Genomic DNA, 24,959 nt, shown 5'->3' with positions numbered 1-24,959 from the left:
CCCTGCGGCGGGCCCGCGTCACACGACCCTGATGGCCGCCGTCGGGCAGCGGGCGGCGGCCTCGCGCACCGCCGTCCGCAGCCCGGCGCCGGGGGCGGGGTCGAGCAGGACCACCGTGCCGTCGTCGTTCTGGTCGAAGACGGTGGGGGCGGCCAGCACACAGCTGCCGGCGCCGCAGCAGAGCTCCTCGTCGATCTCGATCCTCATCGGCGGACTCCGCTCACCAGCGCACGGGCAGTTCGCGGACGCCGTACGTCACCATCATCTCCCGGGTGCCGATCTCCTCGGCCGCGACGGCGAGCTCCAGCCGGGGGAAGCGGCGCAGCAACGACTCGTAGCCGACGGCGAGTTCGAGGCGGGCCAGGTGGTGGCCCATGCACTGGTGGGGGCCGTTGCCGAAGGCCACGTGCCGGGTCGTGCCGCGGCGGATGTCGAAGGTGTCGGGGTCCTCGAAGCCCAGCGGGTCGCGGTTGGCCGCGGGCAGTGACACCGTGACCACCTCTCCCTTGCGGACGGGCCGCCCCTCGAAGACGAAGTCCTCGGCGGCGACGCGGATCGGGCCGATCTGCACCACGCTGAGGTAGCGCAGCAGCTCTTCGACCGCGTCGTCCAGGAGCGACCAGTCGGCGCGCAGCGCGGCCAGCTGCTCGGGGTGGCGGAGCAGGGCGTAGGTGCCCAGCGCCAGCATGTTGGTGGTGGTCTCCAGCCCGGCGATCAGGAGCACGATGGTGATGCCGAGCAGTTCCTCGTCGCTCAGGTCGGTCTCGACGGTGAGCCTGCCCAGGATGTCGGGGCCCGGGTTCTCGCGCGCGGCGGCGATCAGGGCGTGCAGCATGCCGCCGAGCGCCGCCATCGACTCCCGCATCTCCTCTCCGCTGGTGGCGAGGCTGAAGAGCACGTCGACGTGCCGCCCGAACTCGGCGCGGTCCGTCTCCGGCAGGCCGAGCAACTCGGAGGTGACCAGCGTGGGCAGCGGCTTGGCGAACGCCTTGACGAGGTCGGCCGGGCCGCCATCGGCCGCCATCCCGTCCAGCAGGCGATCCGTCAGCTCCTGGATGCGGGGGCGTAGTTCACGCACCCGGCGGATGGTGAAGTGCTTGCTCAGCAAACGGCGGTAGCGGGTGTGCTCGGGCGGGTCCATGTTGACGAACATGCCCGCGGGCAGCGCGTCGGTGCTCAGCTCGGAGCCCGGCACCTTCACCGGGGAACGCTTCCCCGCGGGCAGGGAGCTGAAGCGGGGGTCGGCCAGCACGGACCGCGCGGCCCCCAGCCCGGTGACCAGATGGCCGATGTGCCCGTCGGGATACCGCAGCGGGGTCATCGGGCATTCCTCGCGCGCCTCGCCGAAGGGGACCGGCGGATCGAAAGGACAACCTATGGGGCGCGCCGTGGGAAACGGCCGCGCCGAGCGATTCCCGGCTTCTTGCGAATACACCATGGAAGACCCGTGACCTCGTCGAAGGAGAATTGGGGGAGGCTGTGTAAGGTGCAGTTCTCCCACGACTGCGGCTAGGGTTTTCCTTAGAGATGCCGCCGGACGTCAATGCCCGTGAACAACAGGGCCATTGGGGATTCCCCTAGAACCGCTCCGCAGCGGCCGCGGAGCGCGGCCCAGGGACCGAGACTGGACCCACAACCCACACCGTGACCAGTTGCCGTCCGGCCGTACCGATCGACTGCGCCGATCTCTCGTGCCCCGGCCCGCCACGGTGCGGTGTCTTTTCCTTCTCTGTGTGGGCGGGTGGAGTTCAATATGGTCGAGTCCGAGCTCAACGGAATGGGCGATCGGGCCGGTTCGGCCGCGGCTGACGCGGCCGGTGGCATAGCGGTCGTCGGCCTGGCGTGCCGGCTGCCGGGGGCCCCCGACCCGGCCGCCTTCTGGCGGCTGCTCGGCGACGGCGCGGACGCGATCACCGACGTACCCCCGGACCGGTGGGACGCCGCCGCCGTGGCCGACGCCGACCCGGCCGCACCCGGCAGGACCGACATCCGCCGGGGCGGATTCCTCGACCGCATCGGCCACTTCGACGCCGCCTTCTTCGGTCTCTCCCCGAAAGAGGCCGCCGCCATGGACCCCCAGCAGCGGCTCGTCCTGGAACTGGCCTGGGAAGCGCTGGAGGACGCCCACGTACGCGCCGAGACGCTGCGCGCCACCCGCACCGGGGTCTTCGTCGGCGCCATCTGGGACGACTACGCGACCCTGCACCACCGCTCCGGACTCACCGCCATCTCCCCGCACACCGTCACCGGCCTGCACCGCGGCATCATCGCCAACCGGGTCTCCTACTTCCTCGGTCTCAACGGCCCGAGCCTGACCGTGGACAGCGGCCAGTCCTCCTCCCTGGTCTCGGTCCACCTGGCCTGCGAGAGCCTCCGCAAGGGCGAGTCCACCGTCGCCCTCGCGGGCGGGGTGAGCCTCAACATCGTGCCCGAAAGCACCGTGGGAGCCGCCAAGTTCGGCGGGCTGTCCCCCGACGGCCGCTGCTACACCTTCGACGCCCGCGCCAACGGCTACGTCCGCGGCGAGGGCGGCGCACTGGTCGTCCTCAAGCCCCTCGCCCGGGCCGTCGCGGACGGTGACCACGTCTACTGCGTGATCCGCGGCAGCGCGGTCAACAACGACGGCGGCGGCGACGGTCTGACAGTGCCGCTGCGGTCCGGGCAGGAGCAGGTGCTCCGGCTCGCCTACGAACGGGCCGGAACCGACCCCGCCCACGTCGGCTACGTCGAACTGCACGGCACCGGCACCAAGGTCGGCGACCCCGTCGAGGCCGCCGCGCTCGGCGCCGTCCTCGGCGCCGGACGCGAGTGCGGCAACCCGCTGCGGGTCGGCTCGGCCAAGACCAACGTGGGCCACCTGGAGGGCGCCGCCGGCATCACCGGTCTGCTGAAGGCCGTGCTGTCCCTCCACCACCGTGAACTGCCCGCCAGCCTCAACCACGAGACCCCGAACCCCGCGATCCCGCTGGAGCGGCTGAACCTGCGGCTGCAGACCGAGCACACCGCGTGGACCACCGAGGACGGCCGGCCGCTGCTGGCCGGCGTCAGCTCGTTCGGCATGGGCGGCACCAACTGCCATGTCGTACTGGCGGAGCACCGGACGACGGCGACGGCTCAGGGGACAGCGGCGAGGGGCGCCGACGGGGAGACGGCCACCGACCGCAGCGGTGACGCCGCCGAAGCAGGTGCGGGCCGGGCTCGGGGTGGGGGTGGGGCGCCCACCCTGTGGCCGCTGTCCGCGAAGACCGCGTCCGCGCTGCGCGCCCAGGCCGCCGCCCTGCTCGCCCACACCGAGGCGCACCCCGGCCTCGCGCTGCCCGACGTCGGCTGGTCGCTGGCCACCGGCCGCACCGCCTTCGACCACCGGGCCGTCGTCGTGGGCGGGGACCGCGACGACTTCCTGCGTGCCCTGCGCGAGCTGTCCACCGGCGGCATCGACTCCGCACTGACCACGGGCCGCACCGGTCCGCGCGGCGAACTCGCCTTCCTCTTCCCTGGCCAGGGCAGCCAGCGCGCCGGCATGGGCCGCGAACTCGCCGCGACCGTACCGGCGTTCGCCGACGCGCTGGACGACGTCTGCACACACCTCGATCCGCTGCTGCCCCGGCCGCTGCGCGAGGTCATGTTCGCCCCCGAAGGCACCGCGGAGGCCGCCGAACTCGACCGGACCCTCTACACCCAGACCGCGCTGTTCGCCCTCGAAGTCGCCCTCTACCGGCTGCTGGAGGGCTGGGGCATCACCCCCGGCGTGCTCATGGGCCACTCCGTGGGCGAACTCGCCGCCGCGCACGTGGCCGGCGTCCTCTCCCTCCCCGACGCCTGCGCACTCGTGGCCGCGCGCGGCCGGCTGATGCAGGCGCTGCCCCCGGGCGGCGCCATGATCGCCGTGCAGGCCACCGAGGCGGAGGTCCGCGCCCGGATCGGCGAGCGCACGGACCGCGTGAGCATCGCCGCGGTGAACGGCCCCGACTCCGTCGTCGTCTCCGGCGACGACGACCTCGCCACCGAGATCGCCGACGCGTTCGCCGCCCTCGGCCGCAAGACCAGCCGGCTGCGGGTCGGCCACGCCTTCCACTCCCCGCACACGGAACCCATGCTGGCGGAGTTCCGCGAGGTGGCCGAGGGTCTGACCTTCCACACCCCGCGCATTCCCGTCGTGTCCAACGTGACGGGCCGGCTGTCCCGGGAACCGTCGGAGTACGAAGGGCGCACGGCCGCGTACTGGGTCCGCCACGTGCGCGAGGCGGTGCGCTTCGCCGACGGCGTCGCCTGCCTCGACGCGCACGGCGTCCGCGCCTGCCTGGAGCTGGGACCCGGCGGAGTGCTCACCTCCCTCGTCCGCTCCGGCACCGCCGACGCGGCCCTGTGCGTCCCCGTTCTGCGCGCCCGGCGCCCCGAGGCGGAGGCCCTGCTGACGGCCGTCGCCGCCCTGCACGTCCATGGCGTGGAACCGGACTGGGACGCCGTGTTCGGCGGCGGGCGAGGCACCCGCCGCAAGGTCCCGCTCCCCACCTACGCGTTCGAACGCCGGCGGTACTGGCTGGACGGCGCCGACACCGCCCGGACCCCCGTGCCCTCGGGGCCCGCCGCCCCCGCCGGGACGGAAGAGAACGACGACACCCCCGCGGGAGCGCCGGGCGCACGACCGGCCGCACTTCCCGGGGCCGAGCGCGCCGACGCCGTGCTCGACCTGGTCCGCGCCCACATCGCCGCGGTCCTCGGGCACGCCGACAGCCGCCAGGTGGAGACCGACTGGACGTTCAAGGACCTCGGCTTCGATTCGCTCAGCTCCGTCGAACTGCGCGACCGGCTCGGCGAGGCGACCGGCCTGCGCCTGCCCAGCGGACTGCTGTTCGACCACCCGACCCCGGCCGCCCTCGCCCGCCACCTCGCCGCCGGGTCCCCGAGCGGCGAGGACGCGGCCGCCGGGGCGCCCATCACGCCGGCCGACCCCGACGAGCCCATCGCCATCATCGGCATGAGCTGCCGGCTGCCCGGAGGCGTGCACACCCCCGAGGACCTGTGGCGGCTGCTCGCCTCCGCGGGCGACGCGGTCTCCGGGTTCCCCACGGACCGCGGCTGGGACATCGAGGCGCTCCGCGCGCCCGGGCCCGGCACCTCCACCACCCGCTACGGCGGCTTCCTGCACGAGGCCGCCGAGTTCGACGCCGCCTTCTTCGGCATCAGCCCCCGCGAGGCCGCCGCGATCGACCCGCAGCAGCGGCTGGTCCTGGAGACCGCGTGGGAGGCCTTCGAACGCGCCGGCATCGACCCGGCCACCCTGCGCGGCAGCCGGGCGGGCGTGTTCATCGGCGCGACGGCACAGGACTACGGCCCCCGCCTGCACGAGCCCGCCGACGGAGCCGAGGGCTATCTGCTGACCGGCACGACGACCAGCGTCGCCTCCGGTCGGGTCGCCTACACCTTCGGTCTCGAAGGTCCGGCGGTCACGGTCGACACGGCCTGCTCGTCGTCCCTGGTGGCGCTGCACCTGGCCGTCCAGTCGCTGCGCGGCGGCGAGTGCTCGCTGGCCGTCGCGGGCGGCGTCACGGTGATGTCCACACCGGGCATGTTCGTGGAGTTCAGCCGCCAGGGCGGTCTGTCGGCGGACGGCCGCTGCAAGGCGTTCGGTGCCGGGGCGGACGGTACCGGCTGGGCGGAGGGCGTCGGCATGCTCCTGGTGGAGCGGCTGTCCGACGCCCGCCGCAACGGCCACCCGGTCCTGGCCGTCGTCCGGGGCAGCGCGGTCAACCAGGACGGCGCGTCCAACGGCCTCACCGCCCCCAACGGCCCTTCCCAGCAGCGTGTCATCCGCCAGGCCCTGACGGCCGCCGGACTCACGCCCGCCGACGTCGACGCCGTCGAGGCGCACGGCACCGGCACGCGCCTCGGCGACCCGATCGAGGCCGAAGCCCTCATCGCCACGTACGGCCGTGGACGGTCGGAGGAACGGCCGCTGTGGCTCGGTTCGCTGAAGTCGAACATCGGGCACACGCAGGCCGCCGCGGGCGTGGCCGGCGTGATCAAGATGGTGCTGGCGATGCGGCACGGGATGCTGCCGCGGACTCTGCACGCGGACGAGGCGACCCCGCACGTCGACTGGTCGGCGAGCGGCGTACGACTGCTCACCCAGGCCGTGGACTGGCCTGCGGACGGCGGACCGCGCCGGGCCGCGGTGTCCTCCTTCGGCATCAGCGGCACCAACGCCCATGTGATCGTCGAGCAGGCCGAGCGGGAGGAGGAGCCTGCCCAGGGGGCCGCGGCCGTCGTGGGACCGGTCCCGTGGGTGTTGTCGGCGAGGAGCGACGCGGCGTTACGGGCGCAGGCGGTTCGGTTGCTGTCCTTCTTGGACGGTGCGGAGGGCGTGGGGGTTCGTCCGGAGGATGTGGCGTTCTCCCTGGGAACGTCGCGTGCGGTGCTGGAGCGTCGGGCAGCGGTGGTGGGGGAGGGGCTTGAGGAGCTGCGGGAGGGGTTGGAGGCGGTTGCTTCCGGTGGCGGTTCGGTGGGTGGTGGTGTCGGGGGGAAGATCGGGTTCCTGTTCTCGGGGCAGGGGTCGCAACGGCTCGGTATGGGGCGTGAGTTGTATGCCGCGTATCCGGTGTTCGCGGCGGCCTACGACGAGGTGTGTGCGCTGTTGGAGGCGCCGGTCGATGTCGATTCGGAGGAGTTGAACCGGACGGGTTCGACGCAGCCCGCGTTGTTCGCCGTCGAGGTGGCCCTGTTCCGGCTGCTGGAGTCGTGGGGTGTGCGGCCGGATTATGTGGCCGGTCATTCGGTGGGTGAGATCGCGGCGGCGCATGTGGCGGGTGTGCTGTCGCTGGAGGACGCTGCGAAGCTGGTGTCCGCGCGGGCTCGTCTCATGCAGGCGTTGCCCGTCGGCGGTGCGATGGTGGCGGTCCAGGCGTCCGAGGGCGAGGTGCTGCCGTATCTGACCGAAGAGGTGGGTGTTGCGGCGGTCAACGGCCCGCAGTCCGTGGTGGTTTCGGGCACTGAGGATGCCGTTCTGGCGGTCGCCGAGGTCTTCCGGGAGCAGGGCCGTAAGACGTCCCGGTTGAAGGTCAGCCACGCGTTCCATTCCCCGTTGATGGACCCGATGCTGGAGGAGTTCGGGCAGGTCGTCCGGGGCCTGTCCTTCAACGAGCCGCGGATTCCGGTCGTTTCGAACCTCACGGGCCGTCTGGCGGAGTCGTACACCCCGGAGTACTGGGTGCGGCACGTCCGTGACGCGGTCCGGTTCGCCGACGGTGTCCAGACGCTCCACGAGCTGGGTGTCACGACGTTCGTGGAGATCGGCCCCGGCGGAGTGCTGAGCGCCCTGGCGCAGGGCTGTGTGGACGACGTCGTGGCCGTCCCCGCGCTCCGCGCCGGCCGCCCCGAACCGTACGCACTCATCACCGCCCTCGGGCAGTTGCACACCCATGGCATCTCGCCGGACTGGCACGCCCTTCTCCCGGGTGCCCGGCGGGTCGATCTGCCCACCTACGCCTTCCAGCGCGAGCGCTACTGGCTCGACGCGCCCCGGACGGCGCCCGGCGGGGCTCCGGAGGACGCCGAGTTCTGGGAGTCCGTCGAACGAGAGGACCCGGCATCCCTCGGCGCGCTGCTGGGCCTGGAGCCCGGCGAACTGGAAGCCGTCGCGCCCAAGTTGTCGGCCTGGCGCAGGCAGCGGCGCGAGCGGTCCGCCGTGGACGGCCGGCGGTACCGGATCACCTGGCAGCCACTCGGCGGCACGGTCGGGGCCGTACCTTCGGGGACCTGGCTCTATGTGGTCTGTGAGGAGACCTCCTGGACCGACGAGATCCGTGCCGGACTCACCGGACTCGGCGTCGCCCTCGTGCCGTTCGCCGTGGCCGAGGACACCGACCGCGACGCGCTCGCCCGGGCGCTGACCGACGGCGGGCACGAGCAGGTCGACGGCATCGTGTTCGCCGCGCCACCGGGAGAAGCGGGGACGGTCGCCCTCCAGCGGCTCGCCCTGCTCGTCCAGGCGCTCGGCGACGCCGGGATCGAGGCACCGCTGTGGTGCCTGACCAGCGGCGCGGTGTCGACCGCCACGGCGGACCCGCTGACCGACCCCGGCTCGGCCCTGCTCTGGGGCCTCGGCCGGATCGTCGCCCTGGAACAGCCGCAGCGCTGGGGCGGACTCGTCGATCTGCCCGCCGAGCCCGGCCCCCGCGAGCTGGAGCGCCTGGCCGGTCTGCTCGGCCAGGCCGACGAGGACCAGCTCGCCGTACGCACCTCCGGTGTCCACGGCCGCCGCCTGGTGCGCGCCCCCCAGCGCACGGCGCCGCCGACCGCACCCTGGTCGCCGCGCGGCACCGTCCTCGTGACCGGGGGTACGGGGGCGCTCGGCGGGCACGTCGCCCGCTGGCTCGCCGGGGCCGGTGCCGAGCACCTGCTGCTCACCAGCCGCCGGGGCCCGGACGCTCCCGGAGCCACCGAACTCAAGCGGCAACTGGAGGAGTTGGGGGCACAGGTCACGGTCGTCGCGTGCGACGCGGCCGACCGGGACACACTCGCCGACCTGTTCGCCCGGCACCCCGTCGACGCCGTGGTGCACACCGCGGGCGTACTCGACGACGGCCTGGTCGAATCCCTCACGCCCGAGCGCCTCGACCGCGTGCTGCGCCCCAAAGTGGAAGCGGCACGCCACCTGCACGAACTGACCCGGGACCGCCCGGACCTCGACGCCTTCGTGCTCTTCTCCTCCATGACCGGTGTCTGGGGCAACGGCGGACAGGGCGCCTACGGTGCCGCGAACGCCTTCCTCGACGCCCTCGCCGAGCAGCGCCGCGCGCAGGGCCTGCCCGCGCTGGCCATCGCCTGGGGACCGTGGGCGGACGGCGGCATGGCCGACGGCGCCGCCGGCGACCACCTGCGGCGGCGCGGCGTACGGCCGATCGCCGCCCCGTCCTCGATCGCCGCACTGCACGACGCGCTCACCCACGGCGAGACCGCCGTGACCGTCGCGGACGTGGACTGGGACCGTTTCGTCACGGCCTTCGCCGGGCCGCGCCCGTGTCCGTTGCTGCGCGGCGTCCCCGAGGCCCGCGAAGCACTGGAAGCCCGGGCCCGGCAGGCGCGAACCGCCGACGTGCCCGCGTCCGCGCTGGCCCGGCGGCTCCTCGACGCCACACCCGGGGACCAGGCCCGCATCCTTCTGGACCTGGTCCGCGAGCAGGCCGCCACCGTGCTCGGCCACTCGGGCAGGGGCGCCTTCGACGCGGACCGGACGTTCCGCGAGACCGGCTTCGACTCGCTCACCGCCGTCGAACTGCGCCACCGGCTCGGCACGGCCACCGGCCTCGACCTGCCCACCACCCTGGTCTTCGACCATCCGACCCCCACCGCCCTCGCCCGGCACCTGGGCGAGCGACTCCTCGGCGGATCCGGGCAGACGGCGGACGTCGTGCGGACGACGACCGTCGCCGCCGCCGACGAACCCCTCGCGATCGTCGGGATGAGCTGCCGCTTCCCCGGCGGCGCCCAGTCACCTGAGGATCTGTGGGAACTGCTCGGTTCCGGCCGGGACGCGATCTCCGGCTTCCCCACCGACCGCGGCTGGGACATCGACGCGCTCTACGACCCCGACCCCGACCGGCCCGGCAAGACGTACGCGCGCGAGGGCGGCTTCCTCCAGGGTGCCGACCGCTTCGACGCCGGCCTCTTCGGGATCTCCCCGCGCGAGGCGCTGGCCATGGACCCGCAGCAGCGGCTGCTGCTGGAGACGGCGTGGGAGGCGTTCGAACGCGCCGGCATCGCCCCCGCATCCGTCCGCGCCAGCCGTACCGGCGTTTTCATCGGCACCAACGGCCAGGACTACGCGGGCGCGCTGCGCAACGCCCCCGAGGAGACCGAGGGATACGCGCTCACCGGCAAGGCGGCCTCGGTGGTCTCCGGACGCCTCTCCTACACGTTCGGGCTCGAAGGACCTGCGGTCACGGTGGACACGGCGTGCTCCTCGTCGCTGGTCGCCCTCCACCTCGCCGCGCAGGCCCTGCGAGGCGGCGAGTGCACGATGGCCCTGGTCGGCGGCGTCACCGTGATGACCACACCGGACCTGTTCGTGGAGTTCAGCCGGCAGCGGGGGCTGTCGCCGGACGGGCGGTGCAGGGCGTTCGCGGCCGGTGCGGACGGCACGGGCTGGGGTGAGGGTGTCGGGCTGCTGCTGGTGGAGCGGTTGTCCGATGCGCGGCGCCTCGGGCACCGGGTGCTGGCGGTGGTGCGGGGCAGCGCGGTGAACCAGGACGGTGCGTCCAACGGTCTGACGGCGCCGAACGGTCCCTCGCAGCAGCGGGTGATCCGGCAGGCGCTGGCCTCCGCCGGACTGACCCCGGCCGACGTGGACGCCGTCGAGGCCCACGGCACGGGCACCATGCTCGGCGACCCGATCGAGGCACAGGCACTCCTCGCCACGTACGGGCAGGAACACTCCGACGACCGGCCCGTATGGCTCGGCTCGGTCAAGTCCAACATCGGGCACACGCAGGCCGCCGCGGGCGTCGCCGGTGTGATCAAAATGGTGCTGGCGATGCGGCACGGCGTGCTCCCGCCGACCCTGCACGTGGACGAGCCGACCCCGCACGTCGACTGGTCGGCGGGCGCCGTACGGCTGCTGACCGAGCCGGTGCCCTGGCCCCGGACCGCCAGGACCCGCCGGGCCGCGATCTCGTCCTTCGGCATCGGCGGCACCAACGCCCATACGATCATCGAAGAGGCACCCCTCACCGCGCCGGCCGAACCGGTCCAAGAACACCGGCCGGTTCCCGTGCCGTGGGTGCTGTCGGCGAAGAGCGACGTGGCACTGCGGGCCCAGGCGGAGCGCCTGCTGGCCTTCGCGACCGACGACGTGTCGCCCGTCGACGCCGGATTCTCCTCGGCCACCACCCGGTCGGCACTGGAGCACCGGGCCGCGGTGATCGGCACCGAACCGGCCGAGCTGCGGGCGGGGCTGGCGGCCCTCGCCGCGGGCGAGCCGGCGGCGAACGTTGTCTCCGGACGCGCCCAACCGGCGGGCAAGACCGGGTTCCTGTTCTCGGGGCAGGGGTCGCAACGGCTGGGGATGGGGCGTGAGTTGTATGCGTCGTATCCGGTGTTCGCGGCGGCGTACGACGAGGTGTGTGCGCTGTTGGAGGCGCCGGTCGATGTCGATTCGGAGGAGTTGGATCGGACGGGTTCGACGCAGCCCGCGTTGTTCGCTGTCGAGGTGGCGTTGTTCCGGTTGCTGGAGTCGTGGGGTGTGCGGCCGGATTACGTGGCCGGTCATTCGGTGGGTGAGGTCGTGGCGGCGCATGTGGCGGGTGTGCTGTCGCTGGGGGACGCTGCGAAGCTGGTGTCCGCGCGGGCTCGTCTCATGCAGGGTTTGCCTGCGGGTGGGGCGATGGTGGCGGTGCAGGCGTCCGAGGACGAGGTGCTGCCGTATCTGACCGCAGAGGTGGGTGTTGCGGCGGTCAACGGCCCGCAGTCGGTGGTGGTTTCGGGCGCCGAGGGCGCCGTTCTGGCGGTCGCCGAGGTCTTCCGGGAGCAGGGCCGTAAGACGTCCCGGTTGAAGGTCAGCCACGCGTTCCATTCCCCGTTGATGGACCCGATGCTGGACGAGTTCGGGCAGGTCGTCCGGGACCTGTCCTTCAACGAGCCGCGGGTACCGGTCGTTTCGAACCTCACCGGCGGTCTGGCGGAGCCGTACACCCCGGAGTACTGGGTCCGGCACGTCCGTGAGGCGGTCCGGTTCGCCGATGGTGTCCGGACCCTGCACGAGCTGGGTGTCACGACGTTCGTGGAGATCGGCCCCGGCGGAGTGCTGAGCGCCCTCGCGCAGGGCTGCGTGGACGACGTCGTCACCATCCCCGTACTCCGTGCCGACCGCGCGGAACCACAGGCGCTCACCACCGCGTTCGCCCAACTGCACGTCCGCGGCGCGGAAGTGGACTGGCACGCCTTCTTCCCCGGCGCCCGCCGCGTCGACCTGCCCACGTACGCGTTCCAGCGCGAGCGGTACTGGCTCGACGTCCCCGCCGCCGCCGGGGACCTGCGCGCGGTGGGGCAGGGCGAGGCCGGTCATCCGCTCCTCGGTGCCGCCGTGCCACTGGCCGACGGCGACGGGTACCTGCTCACCGGGCGGCTCTCGGCGCACACGCACCCGTGGCTGGTGGACCACTGCGTCAGCGGGGTCGCGCTGCTGCCGGGCACCGCGTTCGTCGAACTGGCGCTCGCCGCCGCCGACGCCGTCGGGTGCGACCTGCTGGAAGAACTGACGCTCGAGACACCGCTGCCGGTGCCCGAGCGCGGCGGTGTCGCCCTCCAGGTGCGGGTCGGCGCCGACGACGGCTCGGGCCGCAGACCGCTGACCGTGCACTCGCGCGAGGACGACGAGGACGAATCCCCACGGGCATGGGTCCGGCACGCCTCCGGCTCGCTGAGGGTCGCCACGGAGGGGCCCCTGGGCGGCTCGCTCGCCGTGTGGCCGCCCGCGGGGGCCCGGCCGGTCGACGTCGAAGGGTTCTACGACCGCCTCGCCGGCATGGCCCTCGACTACGGCCCCCTCTTCCAGGGGCTGCGCGCCGCATGGCGGGACGGCGACGATCTCTTCGCCGAGGTGGAACTGCCCGGCGCGCAGGGAGCGGACGCGGGCGCGTACGGGCTGCACCCCGCCCTGTTCGACGCCGCCCTGCACACCGTCTGGCTGGGCGCGGTCGAGCCCGAGGCCCGGACGGGGAACGGGCTGCTGCCGTTCGCCTGGCGCGGGGTGCGCCTCGCGGCGGCCGGCGCCTCCGGCCTGCGGGTGAAGGTCTCGCGCGTCGGCACCGGCACGGTGTCCCTGCTGCTGGCCGACGGCACCGGTGAACCCGTGGCCACGGTCGATGCGCTGACGCTGCGCCCGGTGGCCCCCGACCGGTTCCGCGCCGGCTCCGGCGGCGCCGACGCGGTGCTCGGCCTGGAGTGGAGGCCGGTCGACCTGCCGGCCGCGCCGGCCGGCACGAGGATCGAGACGTACGCGGACCTCGCCGCCCTGCGGGCCGCTGCCCCGTCGACCGACGCGGACACGAAGGCGGAGGCGGACGATGCGGATGCCGTGGTGGTGCCCTGTCCGACCGGAACGGACGTGGACCTGGCCACCCGGGTCCGTGAGGTCACCCACGCCGTGCTGGAGGTGTTGCGGTGGTGGCTCGCCGAGGAACGTCCGGCGCGGCTGGTCCTCGTGACACGCACGGACGATCTCGCCCAGTCCGCGGTCCACGGACTGGTGCGCTCGGCGCAGACCGAGAACCCCGACCGCGTCACGCTGGTGGAGACCCCCGGCGGCGCCGGTGCCGACGCCGGGCTCGCCCGGGTGCTGCCCGGCCTGCTCGCGTCGGGCGAGCCGCAGGCCCGGGTGGTGGCGGACGGCGAGGTACGAGTGCCGAGGCTGGTCCGTGTCACCACGCCGGACGCGCGACCCGAGCCAGCCGGTCTCGGCTCCGGCACCGTCCTGCTGACCGGTGCCTCGGGCGGCCTCGGCGGGCTCGTCGCCCGGCACCTGGTCGCCGAGCACGGCGTCCGCAGCCTGCTGCTCGTCAGCCGCCGCGGCGGGGACGCACCCGGCGCCGCCGAACTCACCGCCGAACTCACCACGCAGGGCGCGGAGGTCACCTGGGCGGCCTGCGACCTGGCCGACCGCGACGCCGTCCGCGCACTCCTGCCCGGGCCCGGGCAGAACCTGTCCGCGATCGTCCACACCGCCGGCGTCCTGGAGGACGGAGTCATCGGCTCCCTGACCCCCGCGCGACTGGACGCCGTGTTCCGCCCGAAGGTGGACGCTGCACTGAACCTGCACGACCTGGCGGCCGAACTCCCCGGCGGGCCTGTCGAGTTCGTTCTCTTCTCCTCGGTGGCGGGCATCCTGGGCACACCGGGCCAGGGAAACTACGCCGCGGCCAACACCTTCCTCGACGCCCTCGCCGAGCACCGCCGCTCGACGGGCCTGCCGGCCACGTCGCTGGCGTGGGGCCTGTGGGCGCAGGACAGCGACAGCACCATGACCGGCGGTCTCGGCCACACGGACCTCGCCCGCATCAGGCGCATGGGCCTCGCCGCGATCCCGGCGGCCGACGGCCTGCGGATGTTCGACCAGGCACTGGCCACGGGCCGGGCGGCCCTCGCCCCGGTCCGCCTCGACACGTCCGTCTTCCGCGACGGGCGGGGACAGCCCGTGCCGCCGGTGCTGCGCGCCCTGGTGCGCGTCGCACCGGTACGGCGCACGGCGCGGACGGCGCCGACGGGATCGCTGGGGGAGCGGCTGGCCGGGCTGCCGGAAGCCGAGCGCGAGCAGGTGGTGCTGGACCTGGTGCGCACCGAGGTCGCCGCCGTGCTCGGCCACGCGGGCGCACGATCGGTCGGCGCGGACGACCCGTTCCAGGACATCGGATTCGACTCGCTGACCGCCGTCGAACTGCGCAACCGCCTCAACACCGCCGTCGGCATGCGCCTGCCCGCCACCCTGATCTTCGACTACCCGAACCCGCTCGCCCTCGCCCGCTTCCTCACCGCCGAGGCCGCGGGCCCCGGCGAGGCGGCGGCAGCCGTGCCCGCGACGTTCACGCCGGCCGCCACGGCGGCGGACGAACCCCTCGCGATCGTGGGCATGGCCTGCCGCTATCCCGGTGGCGTGCGCTCGCCCGAAGACCTGTGGCGGCTCGTCGCCTCCGGCGGCGACGCGATCTCGGGCTTCCCCGAGGACCGCGGCTGGGACGTCGAGAACCTCTACGACCCCGACCCCGAGAAGTGGGGCACCAGTTACACCCGCGAGGGCGGCTTCCTCCACGACGCGGCGGACTTCGACGCCGAGTTCTTCGGGATCTCGCCGCGTGAGGCGCTGGCGATGGACCCGCAGCAGCGGTTGCTGCTGGAGACGGCGTGGGAGGCGTTCGAGCGGGCCGGGATCGATCCGGCGACGGTGCGGGGCAGCCGTACCGGTGTCTTCGCCGGGGTGATGTACCACGACTACGGCGGACGGGTGCGCACCTCGCCGGCCGGGCTGGAGGGCTACCTCGTCAACGGCAGCGCGGGCAGCGTCGCTTCGGGCCGGGTCTCGTACACCTTCGGTCTGGAGGGCCCGGCGGTCACGGTGGACACGGCGTGCTCGTCCTCGCTGGTGGCGCTGCACCTGGCCGCCCAGGCGCTGCGCGGCGGCGAGTGCGGCATGGCCCTCGTCGGCGGCGTCACGGTGATGGCTGGCCCGTCCGTGTTCGTGGAGTTCAGCCGGCAGCGCGGTCTGTCGGCGGACGGCCGCTGCAAGGCGTTCGGCGCCGGGGCGGACGGCACGGGGTGGGCCGAGGGTGCGGGCATGCTGCTGGTGGAGCGGCTGTCCGATGCCCGGAGGAACGGGCACCGGGTGCTGGCGGTGGTCCGGGGTACGGCGGTGAACCAGGACGGCGCGTCGAACGGGCTCACGGCGCCCAACGGGCCTTCGCAGCAGCGGGTGATCCGGCAGGCGCTGGCGAACGCGGGTCTGTCTCCCGCCCAGGTCGACGCGGTGGAGGCGCACGGCACGGGCACGAAGCTGGGCGACCCGATCGAGGCACAGGCACTGCTGGCCACCTACGGGCAGGACCGGCCGCAGGAGCGGCCGCTGTGGCTGGGGTCCCTCAAGTCCAACATCGGCCACGCCCAGGCCGCCGCCGGTGTCGGCGGTGTGATCAAGATGGTGATGGCGATGCGGCACGGTGTGCTGCCGCGGACCCTGCACGCGGACGAGCCGACCCCGCACGTGGACTGGTCGGCCGGTGGCGTTCGGCTGCTGACCGAGGCCGTCGAGTGGTCCCCGGGCGACGGGCCGCGCCGGGCAGGCGTGTCCTCCTTCGGGGTCAGCGGCACTAACGCCCATGTGATCGTCGAGCAGGCCGAGCGGGACGAGGAGCCCGCCCGGGGTACGGCGGCCGTCGTGGGACCGGTCCCGTGGGTGCTGTCGGCGAGGAGCGACGCGGCGCTGCGGGCGCAGGCGGTTCGATTGCTGTCCTTCTTGGACGGCGCGGAGGCCGTGGGGCTTCGTCCGGAGGATGTGGCGTTCTCCCTGGGAACGTCGCGTGCGGTGCTGGAGCGTCGGGCCGCGGTGGTGGGGGAGGGGTTTGAGGAGCTGCGGGAGGGGTTGGAGGCGGTTGCTTCCGGTGGCGGTTCGGTGGTCGGTGGTGGTGTCGGGGGGAAGGTCGGGTTCCTGTTCTCGGGGCAGGGGTCGCAACGGCTCGGTATGGGGCGTGAGTTGTACGCCGCGTACCCGGTGTTCGCGGCGGCCTACGACGAGGTGTGCGGGCTCTTGGAGGCGCCGGTCGATGTCGATTCGGAGGAGTTGAATCAGACGGGTTCGACGCAGCCCGCGTTGTTCGCCGTCGAGGTGGCGTTGTTCCGGCTGCTCGAATCCTGGGGTGTGCGGCCGGATTACGTGGCCGGTCACTCGGTGGGTGAGATCGCGGCCGCGCATGTGGCGGGTGTGCTGTCGCTGGAGGACGCTGCGAAGCTGGTGTCCGCGCGGGCTCGTCTCATGCAGGCGTTGCCTGCGGGTGGGGCGATGGTGGCGGTGCAGGCGTCCGAGGACGAAGTACTGCCGCATCTCACCGGCGAGGTAGGGATCGCGGCCATCAACGGTCCTCGGTCCGTTGTGGTTTCCGGTGCCGAGGACGCGGTGTCGGCGGTCGCTGAGGTCTTCGCCGAACAGGGGCGCAAAACCTCCCGGTTGAAGGTCAGCCACGCGTTCCATTCCCCCTTGATGGACCCGATGCTGGAGGAGTTCGAACAGGTCGTCGGTGGGCTGGTCTTCAACGAACCCCGAATCCCGGTCGTTTCCAACCTCACGGGCCGTCTGGCCGAGCCGTACACCCCGGAGTACTGGGTGCGGCACGTCCGTGAGGCGGTCCGGTTCGCCGATGGTGTCCGGACCCTGCACGAGCTGGGTGTCACGACGTTCGTGGAGATCGGCCCCGGCGGAGTGCTGAGCGCCCTGGCGCAGGGCTGTGTGGACGACGTCGTGGCCATCCCCGCGCTCCGCGCCGGCCGCCCCGAACCGTACGCACTCATCACCGCCCTCGGGCAGCTGTACACCCACGGCATCTCGCCGGACTGGCACGCCCTTCTCCCGGGTGCCCGGCGGGTCGATCTGCCCACCTACGCCTTCCAGCGCGAGCGCTACTGGCTGGACGTCCCCCGGGCATCCGGTGACGTCCGGGCTGTCGGCCAGGGGCCGGCGGACCACCCGTTGCTCGGAGCGTCGATCGCGACGGCCGACAGTGACGGCGTCCTGCTCACCGGGCTGCTGTCCCTGGAAACCCACCCGTGGCTCGGCGACCACGCCGTGAACGGGACCGTGTTGCTGCCCGGTACCGCGTTCGTGGAACTGGCGATCCGGGCGGGCGACGAGACGGGGTGCGGATGCATCGAAGACCTCACCCTTGAACTTCCCCTGGTCGTGCCCGAGCACGGCGGTGTCGCCCTTCAGGTGGCGGTCGGCGCGGAGGACGCGTCGGGCCGGCGACAGCTGAGCGTGCACTCGCGCGTCGAGGACGGCTCCTGGCTGCGGCACGCGACGGGTGTGCTGTCCCCGGCGCAGACACCGCAGGGCACGGATCTCGGCGTGTGGCCGCCGACGGGCGCCGAGGCCGTCGAACTGAGCGCTTTCTACGAGGACATGGCCCGCGCGGGGCTGGACTACGGTCCGGTCTTCCAAGGGCTGCGGTCGGTGTGGCGGGGCGGGGACGACGTCTTCGCGGAGGTCGAGCTGCCGGCGGAACCCGCCGCCGAGGCAGGGGCGTTCGCCCTGCACCCCGCGCTGCTGGACGCCGCCCTGCACGCACTGGCCGCCGGTGGGCTGGTGTCGCCGGCCGACGGTCCGGTCCTGCCGTTCGCGTGGTCCGGTGTCTTCGTGCAGGCGGCCGGTGCCGCGATGGTGCGGGTGAAGCTGTCGCGGACGGCCGACGGCGCGGTCACCGTGGCCGTGGCCGACGGCGCCGGTGACCCGGTGGCCTCGATCGAGGCGCTGTCGCTGCGGGCCGTGCCGGCGGACCAGGTGCGCGGCATCCGTCGCGAAGGCGGGCTGTACGGGCTGGAGTGGACGCCGTTCACGCCTGCCTCCGTCACCGAGGCACCGGTGATCGGAACGGCCGCGGACTTCGACGCGCTGCGGGAGTCGGAAGGGACACCGGACGTCGTCGTCGTGCCGTGCCCGGTGGGGTCCGGCACGGAGACCGCCGACCGTGTGCACGGCACGGCGAGTGCGGTGCTGGCGCTGCTGCAATGGTGGTCGGCGCGGGAGCGAGCGGGGCGGCTGGCGTTGGTGACGCGTCCGGACGACCTGGCGCATGCCGCGGTGTGGGGGCTGGTGCGGTCGGCGCAGTCGGAGCATCCGGACCGGTTCGTGCTGGCGGAGGCCGAGGACACCGACGACGTGGTCCGCGCGCTGCCCGCCGTACTCGCCGCCGGTGAGCCGCAGTTCGCGGTCCGCGACGGGAAGGTACTCGTCCCGCGCCTGGTGAAGGCCACCGAAGAAGCGGCTGGACCACCGGACTTCGGGTCCGGGCCCGTCCTGGTGACCGGTGCGTCCGGGGCGCTGGGCGGGCTCGTCGCCCGGCACCTGGTCGCCGAGCACGGCGTACGCAGTCTGCTGCTGATGAGCCGGCGCGGCGCGGACGCCGAGGGTGCGGCGGAACTCGGGGCGGAACTGGCCGCCGCGGGCGCCGACGTGCGCTGGGCGGCCTGTGACGCGGCGGACCGGGACGCCCTCGCGGAGGTGCTGTCCGGCATCCCGGTGACCGCCGTGGTGCACACGGCCGGCGTCCTCGACGACGGCGTCCTCGACGCGCTCACCCCCGAGCGCCTGACGAAGGTGCTGCGCCCGAAGGTCGACGCCGTGCTCAACCTCGACGAGCTGACGGGCGACCTGTCGGCGTTCGTGGTCTTCTCCTCGGTGTCCGGAATCCTGGGCAGCGCGGGACAGGGCAACTACGCGGCGGCGAACACCTTCCTCGACGCCTTCGCCGAAGCCCGCCGCGCCCGGGGGCTGCCCGCCACATCGCTGGCGTGGGGCCTGTGGGAGCAGGGCGGCGGCATGGCAGGCGGCCTCGACCGGACGGACCTCGTACGGCTCAAGCGGGTGGGCCTCGCCCCCATCGCCGTGGACGAGGGCCTGCGGCTGTTCGACACGGCGTCCGCCCTGGACCGGGCCGCCGTCGCCCCGCTGCGACTGGACCTCAGCGGACTGCGGGAGACGGCGCCGCCGGTGCTGCGCGCCCTGGCCCGGGTCGCGCCGGTACGGCGGACCGCGCCGACCGCGCCGAGGGGATCGCTGGGGGAGCGGCTGGCCGGGCTGCCGGAAGCCGAGCGCGAGCAGATGGTGCTGGACCTGGTGCGCACCGAGGCCGCCGCCGTGCTCGGCCACGCCTCGGCACAGGCCGTGCGACCCGAACACGCCTTCCAGGAAGCCGGTTTCGACTCGCTCACCTCGGTCGAGCTCCGCAACCGGCTGAACGCGGCGACCGGACTGCGGCTGCCCGCGACCATGGTCTTCGACCACCCCACGCCCGTCGCGCTCGCCCGCTTCCTGCTGGCCGGGACACTGGGCGTCCAGGAGGGGGCAAAGGCTCCGGTCGCCGCGGTCCGCGCGACGGACGAGCCGATCGCGATCGTGGGCATGGCCTGCCGGTTCCCCGGCGACGTGCGCTCGCCCGAAGACCTGTGGCGGCTCGTCGCCTCCGGCGGCGACGCGATCTCGGGCTTCCCCGAGGACCGCGGCTGGGACGTCGAGAACCTCTACGACCCCGACCCCGATCGCTCAGGCAAGTCGTACGTGCGCCACGGCGGCTTCCTCCACCGGGCCGCCGAGTTCGACCCGGCCTTCTTCGGAATCTCGCCGCGTGAGGCGCTGGCGATGGACCCGCAGCAGCGGTTGCTGCTGGAGACGTCGTGGGAGGCGTTCGAGCGGGCCGGGATCGATCCGGCGACGGTGCGGGGCAGCCGTACCGGTGTCTTCGCCGGGGTGATGTACCACGACTACGGCGGGCGCCTGAAAACGGCTCCGGACGGCATGGACGCCTACCTGGGCAGCGGCAGTGCGGGCAGCATCGCCTCCGGCCGGGTCTCGTACACCTTCGGTCTGGAGGGCCCGGCGGTCACGGTGGACACGGCGTGCTCGTCCTCGCTGGTGGCGCTGCACCTGGCCGCCCAGGCGCTGCGCGGCGGCGAGTGCGGCATGGCGCTGGTCGGCGGCGTCACCGTCATGGCGACGCCCTCGACGTTCGTGGAGTTCAGCCGGCAGCGCGGCTTGTCCGCGGACGGCCGCTGCAAGGCGTTCGGCGCCGGGGCGGACGGTACGGGGTGGGCCGAGGGTGCGGGCATGCTGCTGGTGGAACGGCTGTCCGATGCCCGGAGGAACGGGCACCGGGTGCTGGCGGTGGTCCGGGGTACGGCGGTGAACCAGGACGGCGCGTCGAACGGGCTCACGGCGCCCAACGGGCCTTCGCAGCAGCGGGTGATCCGGCAGGCGCTGGCGAACGCGGGTCTGTCTCCCGCCCAGGTCGACGCGGTGGAGGCGCACGGCACGGGCACGAAGCTGGGCGACCCGATCGAGGCACAGGCACTGCTGGCCACCTACGGGCAGGACCGGCCGCAGGAGCGGCCGCTGTGGCTGGGGTCCCTCAAGTCCAACATCGGCCACGCCCAGGCCGCCGCCGGTGTCGGCGGTGTGATCAAGATGGTGATGGCGATGCGGCACGGTGTGCTGCCGCGGACCCTGCACGCGGACGAGCCGACCCCGCACGTGGACTGGTCGGCCGGTGGCGTTCGGCTGCTGACCGAGGCCGTCGAGTGGTCCCCGGGCGACGGGCCGCGCCGAGCCGCCGTATCGTCCTTCGGCATCAGCGGCACCAACGCCCATGTGATCGTGGAACAGTCCCCGGACGCGGTGGAACCCCCGCTCGGTCCAGAGCCCGGAACGGTCGTGCCGTGGGTGTTTTCCGGTCGTACGGAGGCGGCGCTGCGGGCCCAGGCGGAGCGCCTGCTGTCCCTGGCCCCGGAGGCGAACCCGCGGCCGGCCGACATCGGCTTCTCGCTCGCCACCACCCGCTCGGCCATGGGGCACCGGGCCGCGGTGGTGGGGGAGAGCCGGGACGAACTCATCGAAGGAGTCCGCGCGTTGGCCGCCGGGTCCCCGTCCGCCCGGGTCGTCCTGGGCGACGAGGCCACCAGGGGTAAAACCGGCTTCCTCTTCTCGGGGCAGGGGTCGCAACGGCTGGGGATGGGGCGTGAGTTGTATGCCGCGTATCCGGTGTTCGCGGCGGCGTACGACGAGGTGTGTGCGCTGCTGGAGGCGCCGGTCGATGTCGATTCCGAGGAGTTGAACCGGACGGGTTCGACGCAGCCCGCGTTGTTCGCCGTCGAAGTCGCCCTGTTCCGGCTGCTCGAATCCTGGGGTGTGCGGCCAGATTACGTGGCCGGTCATTCGGTGGGTGAGGTCGCGGCCGCGCATGTGGCGGGTGTGTTGTCGTTGGAGGACGCTGCGAAGTTGGTGTCCGCGCGGGCTCGTCTCATGCAGGCGTTGCCCGTCGGCGGTGCGATGGTGGCGGTGCAGGCGTCCGAGGACGAAGTGCTGCCGCATCTCACCAGCGAGGTAGGGATCGCGGCCATCAACGGCCCGCAGTCGGTGGTGGTTTCCGGTTCGGATGACGCGGTGTCGGCGGTCGCTCAGGTGTTCGCCGAACAGGGCCGCAAGACATCCCGGTTGAAGGTCAGCCACGCGTTCCATTCCCCGCTGATGGACCCGATGCTGGATGAGTTCGAACAGGTCGTCGGTGGGTTGGTGTTCAACGACCCCCGAATCCCGGTCGTCTCGAACCTCACGGGCCGTCTGGCGGAGTCGTACACCCCGGAGTACTGGGTCCGGCACGTCCGTGAGGCGGTCCGGTTCGCCGATGGTGTCCGGACCCTGCACGAGCTGGGCGTCACGACCTTCGTGGAGATCGGCCCCGGCAGTGTCCTCAGCGCCCTGGCGCAGGGCTGCGTGGACGACATCGTCACCATCCCCGTGCTGCGCGCCGGGCGTTCCGAGCCGCAGGCGGTCGTCACCGCGCTCGCCGAACTGCACGTCCACGGCACCGAAGTGGACTGGCACGCCTTCTTCCCCGGCGCCCGCCGGGTCGACCTGCCCACCTACGCCTTCCAGTACGAGCGCTACTGGCTCGAATCCCCCGAGGAGTCCACCGGCGCCGACGCCGCCACCGGGCTCGGGCTGGGCGCGGCACGGCACCCGTTGGCCGGGGCGGCCGTCGCGCTGCCCGGTGCCGGCGGGTTCCTGGTCACCGGGCGGCTCTCGCTCAGGACGCATCCGTGGCTCGCCGACCACACGGTGATGGGCAGCGTGCTGCTGCCGGGCACCGCGCTGGTGGAGCTGGCGGTGCGCGCGGGTGACGAGGCCGGTTGCGCACAGGTCGAGGACCTAACGCTGGAGGCGCCGCTGGTCGTGCCGGAGCGCGGTGGTGTGGCCGTACAGGTGTGGGTCGGCGCCGAGGAGGAGCCGGGCAGGCGCGCGCTGAGCGTGCACGCGCGACCGGAGGACGCCCCCGACGACGCACCGTGGGTGCGGCACGCGGTCGGCTTCCTGAGGGAAGAGCCGCCCCAGCCGCCGCACGGCGCCGACCTCGGCGCGTGGCCGCCGACGGACGCCGAGGCCGTCGAACTGGCCGCTTTCTACGAGGACATGGCCCGCGCGGGGCTGGACTACGGGCCGGTCTTCCAAGGGCTGCGGTCGGTGTGGCGCAGCGGGGACGACGTCCTCGCCGAAGTCGCCCTCCCCGAGGGCACGGGCGCGGACGGGTTCGCCGTGCACCCGGCGCTGCTGGACGCCGCGCTCCACGCGATCGGCGCGGGCGGGCTGATCCCCGTCGGCGACGGGCCGCTGCTGCCCTTCGCCTGGTCCGAGGTGGGCGTCCGGGCCACGGGCGCGACGGCGTTGCGGGTCAAGGTCTCCCGTACCGGTACGGACACGGTGTCGCTGACCGTGGCCGACGCCTCCGGCGCCCCGGTGGCCACGGCCGGCTCGCTGTCGCTGCGGCCGGTATCGCGGGAGCAACTACGGGCGGCGGGCGGCTCCGTCAGCCGCGCCGACGACGCGCTGTTCGCCCTCGCATGGCGGCCCGCGACCCTCACCGAGGCCGCCACCGCGCTCGACGTGCGGCGCTACGCGGACCTGGCCGCCCTGTCCGCCGAGCCGGACCTGCCCGACGTCGCCGTGGTCACGGTCGTGCCGTGCCCGGTGGGGTCCGGCACGGAGACCGCCGACCGTGTGCACGGCACGGCGAGTGCGGTGCTGGCGCTGCTGCAATGGTGGTCGGCGCGGGAGCGGGCGGGGCGGCTGGCGTTGGTGACGCGTCCGGACGATCTGGCGCATGCCGCGGTGTGGGGGCTGGTGCGGTCGGCGCAGTCGGAGCATCCGGACCGGTTCGTGCTGGCGGAGGCCGAGGACACCGACGACGTGGTCCGCGCGCTGCCCGCCGTACTCGCCGCCGGTGAGCCGCAGTTCGCGGTCCGCGACGGGAAGGTGCTCGTACCGCGCCTGGTCGAGGAGACCGGCACCGGCACCAGCACCCCGGACCTCGCCGGGGGCACGGTCCTCGTGACCGGCGCCTCCGGATCGCTGGGCGTGCTCGTCGCCCGGCACCTGGTGGCCCGGCACAAAGTGCGCCGACTGCTGCTGGCGAGCCGCCGGGGCGCGGACGCGCCCGGTGCGGCCGAGCTGGCGGCCGAACTCGCCGCAGCGGGCGCCGAGGTCACCTGGGCGGCCTGCGACGTCGCGGACCGGGCAGCCGTCTCCGAGCTGCTGGACGGGCTCGGCGCGCAGACGCTGTCGGCCGTCGTGCACACCGCGGGCGTGCTCCACGACGGAGTGGTCGCCTCGATCACACCGGAGAGGATGAGGCAGGTCTTCCGTCCCAAGGTGGACGCCGTGCTCAACCTGCACGAGTGCACCCGGGACCGGGACATGGCCGCCTTCGTGGTGTTCTCGTCCATCGCCGCCGCGGTCGGCGGCGCCGGACAGGCGAGCTACGCGGCGGCGAACTCCTTCCTCGACGCCTTCTGCGCGCACCGGCGTCGTGCGGGGCTGCCCGCCACCTCGCTGGCCTGGGGCGTGTGGGAGCAGGCCGGGGCGATGACGGACGGCCTCGCCGAGGCCGACCGGGCGCGAATGGCGCGCAGCGGCGTACTGCCGCTGCCGCCGGAAGAGGGGCTGCGCCTGTTCGACGCGGCACTCGCCTCGGACGCGGCGGCACTCGCCCCCGCGCGCATCGACGTCGGGGCACTGCGCGCCGGTGAGACACCGCCGGTGCTGCGCGCCCTTGTGCCGGCCACGGCCGCCCGCAGGACCCGGCCGGCCGGCGCCCCCACCGGGAAGCCGCTGTCGGAGCGCCTGGCGGGGCTTCCCCCGGCGGAGCGGGAGAAGACCGTGCTGGACCTGGTGCGGGCCGAGGCGGCCGCGGTCCTGGGGCACGCGTCGGATCGAACGGTCCGGCCGGAACACGCCTTCCAGGACCTGGGTTTCGACTCCCTCACGGCCGTCGAACTGCGCAACCGGCTCAACAAGGCCACCGGGCTCAGGCTCCCGGCGACACTGGTCTTCGACCATCCGACACCCGCTCTCCTCGCCCGGCACGTGTGCGCGGAGACGGCGGACGCGGCCCAACCGGCCCTAGTGGATTCCCTACTTGCCGATCTGGAGAGGGTCGAACAAGAATTGGTCACGAAGTTGTCAGAGAGTCGAGCTCGCGACCTGATCCTGTCAAAGCTCCAGAACCTGTTGGCGGTCGCCGGTGAAACCGGCAGGACGTCGGACCAGGAAAGCCCTCGCACGGGCGGCAGCGATCTGGAATCAGCCACGGACGACGAAGTATTCGATCTGCTCGGCAAGGAATTCGGGATTTCCTGAACGGCTCCGGTGCGTCCGGTGCTCC

Annotated in this window: 3 protein-coding genes; 1 reads left to right on the top strand and 2 read right to left on the bottom strand. The window is 73.6% G+C overall.

Annotated features, from left to right (window positions below):
* Positions 1-18: 18 nt before the first annotated feature.
* Both HZZ00_RS22395 and HZZ00_RS22390 read right to left on the bottom strand, forming a co-directional pair.
* On the bottom strand, positions 19-207 hold the full coding sequence (locus tag HZZ00_RS22395; protein ID WP_180328115.1) for a ferredoxin: 189 nt from the start codon (positions 205-207) through the stop codon (positions 19-21).
* A 13-nt stretch (positions 208-220) separates the two neighbouring features.
* Positions 221-1,321 carry a cytochrome P450 gene (locus tag HZZ00_RS22390; RefSeq protein ID WP_257585061.1) on the bottom strand — a complete coding sequence of 367 codons (1,101 nt, stop codon included), beginning with the start codon at positions 1,319-1,321 and terminating at the stop codon, positions 221-223.
* A gap of 432 nt (positions 1,322-1,753) precedes the next feature.
* Between HZZ00_RS22390 and HZZ00_RS22385 the strand changes: the two genes are divergently transcribed.
* Positions 1,754-24,934 (top strand): type I polyketide synthase, encoded by a 23,181-nt coding sequence (locus HZZ00_RS22385; protein WP_180328113.1) that lies wholly within the window; start codon positions 1,754-1,756, stop codon positions 24,932-24,934.
* Positions 24,935-24,959 lie beyond the last annotated feature (25 nt).

The sequence above is a fragment of the Streptomyces sp. NEAU-sy36 genome (assembly GCF_013423905.1).
Lineage (GTDB): Bacteria > Actinomycetota > Actinomycetes > Streptomycetales > Streptomycetaceae > Streptomyces > Streptomyces misionensis.
The sequence above is the reverse complement of the archived record's forward strand: the minus strand, read 5'-3'. Positions and strand labels throughout refer to the sequence as shown.